The sequence below is a fragment of the Kitasatospora nipponensis genome (genome assembly GCF_039528135.1).
Taxonomy (GTDB): domain Bacteria; phylum Actinomycetota; class Actinomycetes; order Streptomycetales; family Streptomycetaceae; genus Kitasatospora; species Kitasatospora nipponensis.
The window spans coordinates 10,243-14,197 of sequence record NZ_BAAALF010000200.1; the positions used below are offsets into that span (position 1 = coordinate 10,243).

Annotated in this window: 1 protein-coding gene and 2 pseudogenes; all 3 read right to left on the minus strand. The window is 78.4% G+C overall.

Going from position 1 to position 3,955, the window contains the following annotated elements; translation table 11 throughout:
- Positions 1-402, minus strand: a pseudogene (locus tag ABD323_RS34200) (hypothetical protein); the annotation flags it as partial.
- Complete coding sequence (locus ABD323_RS34205) at positions 399-2,381, minus strand: serine/threonine-protein kinase (protein WP_344445969.1); 1,983 nt, start codon at positions 2,379-2,381, stop codon at positions 399-401. The pseudogene ABD323_RS34200 and the gene ABD323_RS34205, both read right to left, overlap by 4 nt.
- A pseudogene (locus ABD323_RS34210) lies at positions 2,378-3,955 on the minus strand (hypothetical protein); the annotation flags it as partial. The gene ABD323_RS34205 and the pseudogene ABD323_RS34210, both read right to left, overlap by 4 nt.

Consider the following 3,955-nt stretch of genomic DNA (forward strand, 5'->3'; position numbering starts at 1 on the left):
CTCGGCCGGTGCGACCTGCGGCAGCCTGCCGCCGGCCTGCTCGGCGAAGCCCTGCGCCCGCCAGGACCAGTCGCGCAGCGCCAGGCAGAGCCGGATCGGCAGCGCCCCGGGCGAGCCGACCAGCACGTGGCTGGCCGTGTTCGGCCGGCCGGTGTGGTCCTTGGTGGGCCAGCGCTGCACCAGCGCGATCTCGTTGAGGCTGGTGACGGTGCGCACCAGGCTCGGCTGCGGTTCGCCGCCCTCGACCCGCAGCAGCGGGGCGAGGGCGCGCCCCAGCCGCGCGGCCCGCTCCGGCGGGCAGGAGGCGCCCGCCACGCCCAGGCCCTTGCCCTGCCCGACCTGGCCGCCCTGCCAGCGCACCACCAACTGCTCGACGGCGGGCGGCTCCTGGGGGCCGCTCACCTGCCCACCTCCTGGGCCGCGGCGCCGCCCGCCGGCTCGACCATGCCGTGCATCGCCAGCAGGGACACCAGCGGCTCCAGCACCCGCTGGGCGCGCACCTGCCGCGGGTAGCGCCCGTCCTGCTGGCGCCCGCCGGTGGCCGAGGCGATGTGCAGGGTGCAGCGGAGCAGCGTGTCGAAGGGGCGCAGCCAGGCCTTCCCGGCGTGGCGGTGCAGCAGGGCGTACACGTCGCGGCTCTCCTCGCGCAGCCGGTCCAGGTCGAGCGGGGCCACCGGCGGCTCGTCCAACCAGCGGTCCACCAGCGGTTCCAGGCGCAGCAGGTCGGCCTTGGCGAGCACCACGGCGGCCGGCACGTCCAGCAGGCCGCCGGTGCGCGGCAGCCGGTTGAGCACGGTGGAGAAGGCCACGTCGCCGTTGGGCTGGACCTCGATCCGGGTCTCCTCGCGGATCTCGTCCAGCTGGGGCAGCGGCAGGGCGAGGGCCGGGTCGACCACGAAGACCAGCGCGTCCACGCCCAGCAGGAAGCTCAGCAGGTCGTCGGTGCGGGTCAGGTCCTCGCCGCCGAGGTCGAAGAAGGCCACCGGCCGGGTCCGCCCGCGCGCGTCGGTGAGCAGCAGGGCCTCGACGAACTCGGCGTGGCTGCCCGCGAAGCCGGTGTGGCCCAGCACCGCGCCGCCGCGCAGCGGCGCCACCCGCTGGCGGGCGAAGCGGGCGTTCTGCTCCCGGTTCACGGGCTGCCAGCGGATGCCGTACGGCTTCAGGCCGTTGTCGGTGATCTCGGCGATCATCTGGGTCAGCAGGTGGCTCTTGCCGGTGCTGGTCTCGCCGACCATCGCGACGGTCAGCGGCCGGCCGTTGGTCAGGTAGGGCGCGGGGATGTGGTGTTCGGGGAAGCTCGGATCGGCTCGGCAGCGCTGGTAGGCGGCGGTCAGCCGGTCGGCACGCCGCAGGTCGTTGGTCAGGCTGCCCAGGTCCAGCGGCACCAGCTGCTGCTGGCTGTCGGCGACGAAGAGCGCGCCGGGGTCGAACCAGATCGCCTCCAGGCAGTACGGGCAGCGCAGCGAGCCGGCCTCGCGCTCGCCGGCCGGCTCGCCGGGAGTGGCCCGCTTGAGCCGCCGTGCCCGGTCGAACTCGGCTCGGTCAGGGGCCAGTTCGTCCAGCGGCCGGTCCTGCTCGGGAGCCGTGGGGTCGAGCAGGCGGAGCAGCTCGGCGGGGCCGGGACGGTCGGCGGCCCGTGGGGCGAAGAGCCGGCCGAGCGTCTGCTGGAGCGAGCGGAAGTCGGCGAGGTCCACCGGCGCCCGCTCCGGGTCGCCGTGCCGGCCGGTGACCAGGTGGTACATCACCTGGGCGACGCTCCACAGGCCGTCGCGCGGGTCGCACGTGCCGATCCCCTGGCGCACCTCCGGCGCCGCGTAGGGGGGACGGCCGCCGGCCCGGCGCGGGCGGCCCAGGTGGGTGACCGCCTCCAGGCCCCAGAGCTGCACGCGCTGCCCGTCCCAGCGGACCGTGCCCGGGTCGATGCCGTGGTGGACCAGGCCGAGCGTCTCCAGCAGTCGCACCGCCCGCACCAGGTCCCGTTCGATGACCAGCAGTTCGGCGCCGATGTAGCCGCTGCGGTGGTCCACCACCCGGTGGCCGCGCGGCGGTCGGTAGAGCGCGAAGGGCTCGGCCGCGTCCAGGTCGTGGCCGATCAGCTCGGGGAAGAGGTGCGCCGCCTCGGTGCCGGTGAACGCCCGGTGCAGCCGCAGGGCGGCGGCGACCTGGGCGTCCAGCCGCTCCAGCGCGGCAGGGCGGTCGGCGCCGTCGGCCGCCCGTACCTGGAGGCAGGTCCGCCCGTCCTCCAGTCGCACCGGGCGCCGGGTGGTGGGCGTCCGTGGTCCGGTCGCGCGCTCGGGGCCGAACCGCGCCGTGGTCCGCACCCGCAGGCCCGCGGGCGTCAGGTAGCCGAGGTCCTCCGGCTTGGCCGGGGTGGTGCTCACCGGTCGTTCTCCTCTCCCGGCCAGGCGCCCGGGCCCGTGGTGGCGGACCGGCCCGGGGCGGTGGGCCGGTCCGGGCCGGCGGCCTGGCCCGGGACGCTCCGGGGCGCCGGGTCGTGCTCGTGCTCGCGCCGGCGGACGGTCTCGACGGCGTCCCGCTTCAGCGGCACCAGGCAGAGCAGGCCCGCGTAGCGGCCCGCCGCCGTCCAGACGTCCGAGCCGTCGGCGGTGTCCGTGCTGTCCGAGGCGCCCGTCCGTCCCTCCGGGCCCACCTCGCGCGCGGCGGGGCCGCGGACCGCTTCCGGGGCGAAGCGGATCCAGCGGGCGGCGGCCGGGTCGCGGCTCAGCAGGGCCTGCTGCTCCACCGAGCAGAGGTAGATCACGTTCGCCCGGTCGGCCTCCGGGCCGACCACGCCGACCGCCAGCAGGCTGCGCTGCCCGAGGAGTTCGGCCGGGCCGGTGCGGACCCGCTGCGGCTGGGCGAACGGCGGGGCCGCCAGCACGCCGTTGCGCCGCAGGTGCTCGCGGGCCAGGGCCAGCAGCTCGTGCACCCGCTGGGCGGTGCGCTGCTCGGCCTGCCGGCCGGCCTGGCCGCGGGCCATCGCCCCCCAGTAGGGCTCCAGCGCCGCAACGGCCGCGTCGGCCAGGTCCCCGGCCAGGGTGGCGACCAGCTCGGAGCCGCCGTCGCGGTCGTCCCGGTCCAGCCAGCGCGGGGTGCCTCCGCTGCCCAGGGCGGCGGGCGGTTCGCCGGGGCTCGGCGGTCCGGCGGCGTCCGGCGGTCCGACGGGGGGAGCGGGGACGGGCGTCCGGGCGGGCGCGGGCGCGGCGGCGGTCGGGGCGGTCGGGGCCTCCACGGGCTGCTCCGTCCACTCGTCCTCCTCGGCCCAGTCCCACTCGCCGTCCGCGGCGGGCGGGGCGGCGGAACGGGCGAAGGAGGGGTCGACCGCTGGGAGGTCGGCCGGCGCCGGGAAGTCGTCGTCCCCCGCGTCCCAGGCCACGTCGGGCGCGGCGGGCCGCTCCGCGCCGCCCAGCGCCGACTCCTGCTGCGCGGCGGCGGCCGCCGCCCGCAGCACGCCGGCCACCGCCTCGGCCGCGTCCGCGCAGGCCCGCCGCTCCTCGACGGCCCAGCACTCGACGGTCACCTGGGCCAGCAGGGCGTCCAACGTGGTCAGTTCGACCTGGGCGTCGACGACCAGGCCCCGGTGGACCCGCCGGATCGTCTGCCGCCAGGTCCACAGCAGCAGGCCGGCCGCCGCACCGAGCCCGGCGAGCAGCGCGACCACGCTCAGCGGCCACGGCGGTCCCCACAGCAGGCCGAGCAACGCACCGAGCAGCGCGCCGCCGAGCCCGGCCCGGCCCAGCCGCAGCGCGCCCTCGCGGCCCGCGGCGGGGGCCTGCAGCCGGCTGCCGGTCAGCAGCACCCCGCCCACCAGCAGCAGCGGGACCAGCACGCCGAGCAGCAGCACGGGCCAGTCCCCGAGGCCGCCGAGCAGTCCGGCCCCGGCGGCGAGCGCGACCGCGCCGGCCTCGGGTCGGGCGGGCGGGGCCGGGCGGCGGGGCGCGGGCCCGCGGGGGCG